Below are 5,009 nucleotides of genomic sequence, written 5' to 3'. Positions count from 1 at the left end.
TGCCGAGCACCTCGATGCCGAGCGCCTGTTCACCGAGACCAAGCAGGGCTTCGCTTTCTACCACAAGATTTTCGGCATCCCCTACCCCTTCGGCAAGTACGACCAGATCTTCGTGCCCGAGTACAACATGGGCGCGATGGAAAACGCCGGTGCGGTTACGTTCCTCGAGGACTACGTCTTCCGCTCCCGTGTGACCGGCTACCGGTACGAGCGCCGCAACGAAACGATTCTCCACGAGATGGCGCACATGTGGTTCGGCGATCTGGTGACGATGCGGTGGTGGGACGACCTGTGGCTCAACGAGTCCTTCGCCACGTACGCGTCGGTGCTCGCGCAGACCTCGGCCTCGGAATACACCGAGGCGTGGACGACCTTCGCGAACGTCGAGAAGTCGTGGGCGTACCGCCAGGATCAGCTCTCCTCCACCCACCCCGTCGCCGCGGACATGGTGGACCTGGAGGCCGTGGAGCGGAACTTCGACGGGATCACCTACGCCAAGGGCGCCTCGGTGCTCAAACAGCTCGTCGCCTACGTCGGCCTCGACCCGTTCCTCGCGGGGCTGCGCCAGTACTTCAATGACCACGCGTGGGGCAACGCCACGTTCGCGGATCTCGTGTCCGCGCTGGAGGCCTCCAGCGGACGCGATCTGTCGGACTGGTCGGATAAGTGGCTGCGCACGACCGGTCTCAATACCTTCCGCGCGGAGGTCACCCGCGGCGAGGACGGCACGATCGCCGCGCTCGATCTGGTCCAGGGAGGCGCGTCGCCGGGCGCCGGCGAGCTGCGCATGCACCGCATCGGAGTGGGCATCTACTCGCGCGACGACCAGGGCAAGCTGGTGCGCTCGGACTATGCCGAGCTCGACGTCACCGGCGAGCGCACCGCAGTCGACGAGCTGGTCGGCAAGCCCGCCGGGGATCTGATCCTCGTCAATGACAACGACCTCACCTACTGCTCGGCGAAGCTCGACGACGACTCGCTCGAGGTGGTGTTGGCCGAGCTCGAGAACATCTCCGACTCGCTCGCTCGCACCCTCGCCTGGTCCGCGCTGTGGGAGATGACCCGAAACGCAGAGCTGCCGGCGCGGCGATTCATCGAGGTGGTCAGCCGCGCGATCGGCGCGGAGACCCACGTCGGCGTCGTGCAGAAGGTCCTCGGCCAGGCGCACGCGGCGCTGAGCCGCTACGCCGACCCGGATTGGGCGGCCGCCCACGGGTGGCCGCAGTTCTCCGAGGCGATGCTCGCGCACGCCCGCGCCGCGACTCCCGGTTCGGACTACCAGCTCGCGTTCTTCACCGCGCTCGCCGAAGCACCGCTGCGCGCAGACGAGCGTGCGCTCATGCGGAACCTGCTCGTCGACGACCCGGCGTCGCAAGGGCTGGAAGGACTCGAAGTCGACACCGACCTCCGGTGGACCATTCTCACCTCGCTGGTCGCCGGCGGGATGGCAGATGCCGACGACATCGACGCCGAGCTGGCCAGGGACAACACGGCCTCGGGTGCGCGCCGCGCGGCCACGGCACGTGCCTCGCGTCCCGAGGCGGCGGCGAAGCTCGCGGTTCTCGACCTCATCACACGTACAGGCGCGGAGGCCCCGAGCAACGCCGTCGTCCGCGCCTCCCTCGCGGGCCTGCCGTTCCCGGGCCACGAGCATCTCCTCGCCGAGGTCGAGCGCCGCTACCTGGAGACCATCGACGAACTGTGGACGGCCCGCCCCGGCGAGATCGCGCTCACCACCTCCGAGATGCTGTTCCCCGCGTGGAGCATCGACCCCGACACGATCGCCCGCTTCGACGCCGTCGCCGCCGACGAGGCGCGGCCGAACGCGCAGCGCCGCACGATCGCCGAGAAGGTGGACGACCTGCGCCGCGCGCTGGCCGCGCGCGAGGCGGACCGGAAGGCCGGCTAGGCCCCCACCCCACGCGGCGGATCATTCAGGTATGACGTCGTACTCCGCGGTCGTGTGACCGCCGGGGTACGACGTCATAATTTTAAGGTCCAGGCGTGCCTCCGCGCGCGCCGGCCACAGCGGTACCCCCTCGCCCAGGAGCACCGGGATCGAGCGGAGCCTGAGCACGTCGATCAGCCCGCTGGCGGCGAGGGAATTGCCGAGGTCCAGACTCCCCCACACGACGATGTCGCCGTCGACTTGGCGGCGCACCGTGTCTAGCTCGGCGGCCGGTTCGCCGGTGAGGATCGTCGCCGTCGCGTGGTCGCCCCACGGCGCCTCCGTCAACGAGGAGCTGAACACGAACTTCGGCAACTCGTTGATGCGCTGGGCGATCTCCTGCTCCGCTGGATCGGCATACGGCCAGTAGTCGGCGAACATTTCGTACGTCTTCGCACCGAGGACGATCGCGCCGACGTAGTCGAGGAACTCGAGCTGATCGGGGGTGGTCAGCTCGAAGCCCGGTGAATCGTGCCACGAGATATCGCGATCCGTTCGGGCCGCGAACCCGTCGACAGACACGGTCAACTCGTAGATCACTCGTCCAGAACCCAACATTCTGCCTCTGCCCATGGCGCTGCCAATCTGCGTCGATACGTCTTCAATTCATCCCGCAAAGGTGCGGATGAACCGAGTATTCCCCGGCAGAGCCAGCCGGACTTGTCCAAAGGTGCGAAACCGCTGGGCGCCGACTAGGCGACGAGGTAGTCCTCCCAGTGGGGGCCGAACTCACGAAGCGAGGACACGAGCCGCCAGTTCCTGCCCTGTGGGGCGACGAGCTTGTGCCTCAGTGACCAGCCGAGCTCGGCGAGCATCTTGTCGGCCTTCTTGCGGTTGCAGCGTTCGCAGCAGGCGACGCAGTTCTCCCACGAGTGCTCTCCCCCGCGGCTACGCGGCACGACGTGGTCGATCGTCGTCGCCCGCACGCCGCAATATCCGCAGCGGTTGCCGTCGCGGTGCATGAGCGCGGCCCTGGTCATGGGAACCTTCGCGCGGTACGGGATGTGGACGTATTCGCGCAGCCGAATCACTGACGGCACGCGCACTTCGTGGGTCGCCGAGCGCATCACGTACAGCTCGGGGTTGTCGTGGACCACGTCGGCTTTGCCGCAGAGCAACATGACTACCGCCCGCCTCGCGGTGAGCGCGGTGAGCGCCTCGTAACCGGCGTTGAGTAGCAGCACACGGGGGTGGGCGGCGCAGGGGATGTCCGGGCTGCGTGCTGCGCTTCCCGCAGCCGCCTCCCGGCCAGGCCTTCGCTCTTTTATCGCACTTTTCCCGTTGCTGCCCATCAATCGGCTCCTTCGCCTGAATGCTTCACGCACACATGCGCGGGCGACGGGTGTTGCCGCCGCCCGGCCCTAGAGGAAAGCACACCACACTTGGCGCGCGAGCGCATCAACTAATTTCGCGAGTCCAGGCGACAAGTGGGTAAATTTTCGATGGATTTAGGCCCCCGCGCCTGCGTTGGCACAATGGAAGGCATGAGCTTCTACGACGAGGTTGGCGGGCACGAGACGTTTCGCAAGATCGTCCACGAGTTCTATGCGGGCGTCGCGAAGGACGAGCGGCTGTACCCGATGTACCCGGCGGACGATATGGACGGTGCCGAGGAACGCCTGCGCATGTTCCTCGAGCAGTACTTCGGCGGGCCGCATACCTATTCCGAGCAGCGCGGACACCCGCGCCTGCGTATGCGCCACGTGCCCTACGTCATCGACTCGGTCGCCCGAGATGCCTGGTTGGAGAACATGGTCGCCGCCATCGACACGATCGATTCGGACACGATGAGCGAAGAGCACCGCACCGCGATGCTCGACTATTTCCACCACGCCGCCGAGTTCATGGTCAACGCCCCGGGCTGATGGTCCGAGCCTCCGCACTCGGTTCGGGGGCATCTCGTCGGATACCGAGTTCCGGGCACTCCCGCCGCGCTGCCTCAGCCCCCGCTGCGCAAGATCCGGAACGAGTCCGAATCGGATAATTCCCGCTCCAGGCGCGGAACGATATAGGAGTCGATGCTCGCGCCGGAGAGTTCGACCGCCACCCAGCGCCGGCCCATCCGCTGCGCGACCACCGGTGTGGTACCCGATCCCGCGAAGCAGTCGAGCACAAGGTCGCCGGGTTCGGTGGCCGCCTCGAGCACACGCGCCAACAAGGGTTCGGGTTTCGGAGTGGCGAAGATCTGCCTGCCGGGCAGCACCTTCTTGAGTTCGGCCTTCGCCGAATCCGACGAGCCGATCTCGTGCGCCATCCAGATGCTCCGGAGCTTTTTCTTGCGCTCGTCGTGGAGCCGGTCGATCTGATACACGTCGAGCCGCTCGCCTCCACGTCCGCGCACGATGCGCGCGGCGAGCTCATCGGAGCGCTCGCGCACACGCGCCGCCGACCAGCGCCACACCGCGTCCGTGCCGTCGCCGAACACCGGAAACACCTCGCGCGCGCCGGGGAACTCCTCCGCCGACACCCGCCCGCTCTCCGCATCGGCCCACAGCCCGTAGTGCAGCGTGGGCACCGTGCCGGGGTGGAACTTCTTGTTCGTGTTGCGCAGCGGCAGCAGCCGGTAGGGGCCCTGCTCGTCGCTCTTCGGAAAGTCCGCAGGATTCACCGCCTGCGCGCTGCCCGGCTCGATCCGCACGTGTCGGATATCGCGGGCGTACACGAGCAGGTGGTCGTGCGATCCGGCGAAGAACTTTCCGAGCTGGCGCCCCTTCGGGTTGTTTTCGATCACGATCGCGCTCACGCAATTCTCGCGGCCGAACACCTCGTCGAGCAGCACTTTCGCGTACGCCATCTCGGAGTCGTCGATGTGCAGCCACAGCGATCCACTCTCGGCGAGGCTCTCGCGCAGCAGCTCGAGCCGCTCGCGCATCATCGCCAGCCACAGCCCGTGGTCGACCTTGTCGGCGTAGTCCGCGAACACGCTGCCCGTGTTGTACGGCGGGTCGATATACACCGCCTGCACCTGCCCGCGCAGCCCGCCGAATTCCGCGCCCGGCGCCGTCACCATGCCTCCGAGCAGGCCGCGAAGTGCCGCGGCCGACTCGTCCCGGATCAGCAG

The 5,009-nt window shown here is 67.2% G+C and carries 5 protein-coding genes; 2 read left to right on the top strand and 3 right to left on the bottom strand.

Features of this window, described 5'->3' with window-relative positions; all coding sequences use genetic code 11:
* Window positions 1-1,909: aminopeptidase N (gene pepN, locus K8V11_RS00105; RefSeq protein WP_303910044.1), on the top strand; the 1,909-nt coding region annotated here is incomplete at its 5' end.
* Between the two features lie 21 nt (window positions 1,910-1,930).
* Here pepN and K8V11_RS00100 read toward each other — a convergent pair.
* Both K8V11_RS00100 and K8V11_RS00095 read right to left on the bottom strand, forming a co-directional pair.
* Window positions 1,931-2,506: a dihydrofolate reductase family protein gene (locus K8V11_RS00100; protein ID WP_303910042.1), complete on the bottom strand. Its 576-nt coding sequence runs from the start codon at window positions 2,504-2,506 to the stop codon at window positions 1,931-1,933.
* Window positions 2,507-2,640: 134 nt separating this feature from the next.
* Window positions 2,641-3,240 (bottom strand): HNH endonuclease, encoded by a 600-nt coding sequence (locus K8V11_RS00095; protein WP_303910040.1) that lies wholly within the window; start codon window positions 3,238-3,240, stop codon window positions 2,641-2,643.
* A gap of 183 nt (window positions 3,241-3,423) precedes the next feature.
* Here K8V11_RS00095 and K8V11_RS00090 point away from each other — a divergent pair, with 183 nt between their 5' ends.
* The gene (locus K8V11_RS00090; protein WP_303910038.1) at window positions 3,424-3,813 is read left to right on the top strand and encodes a globin; all 390 of its coding nucleotides are present in this window, start codon (window positions 3,424-3,426) and stop codon (window positions 3,811-3,813) included.
* Between the two features lie 74 nt (window positions 3,814-3,887).
* Here the strand turns inward: K8V11_RS00090 and K8V11_RS00085 are convergent.
* The coding region (locus K8V11_RS00085) for a site-specific DNA-methyltransferase (protein ID WP_303910036.1) at window positions 3,888-5,009 on the bottom strand (1,122 nt) is incomplete at its 5' end.

The organism is Dietzia timorensis (genome assembly GCF_020742175.1).
Taxonomy (GTDB): domain Bacteria; phylum Actinomycetota; class Actinomycetes; order Mycobacteriales; family Mycobacteriaceae; genus Dietzia; species Dietzia timorensis_A.
Note: the sequence above shows the minus strand (reverse complement) of the source record. Positions and strands in the feature narration are given on the sequence as shown.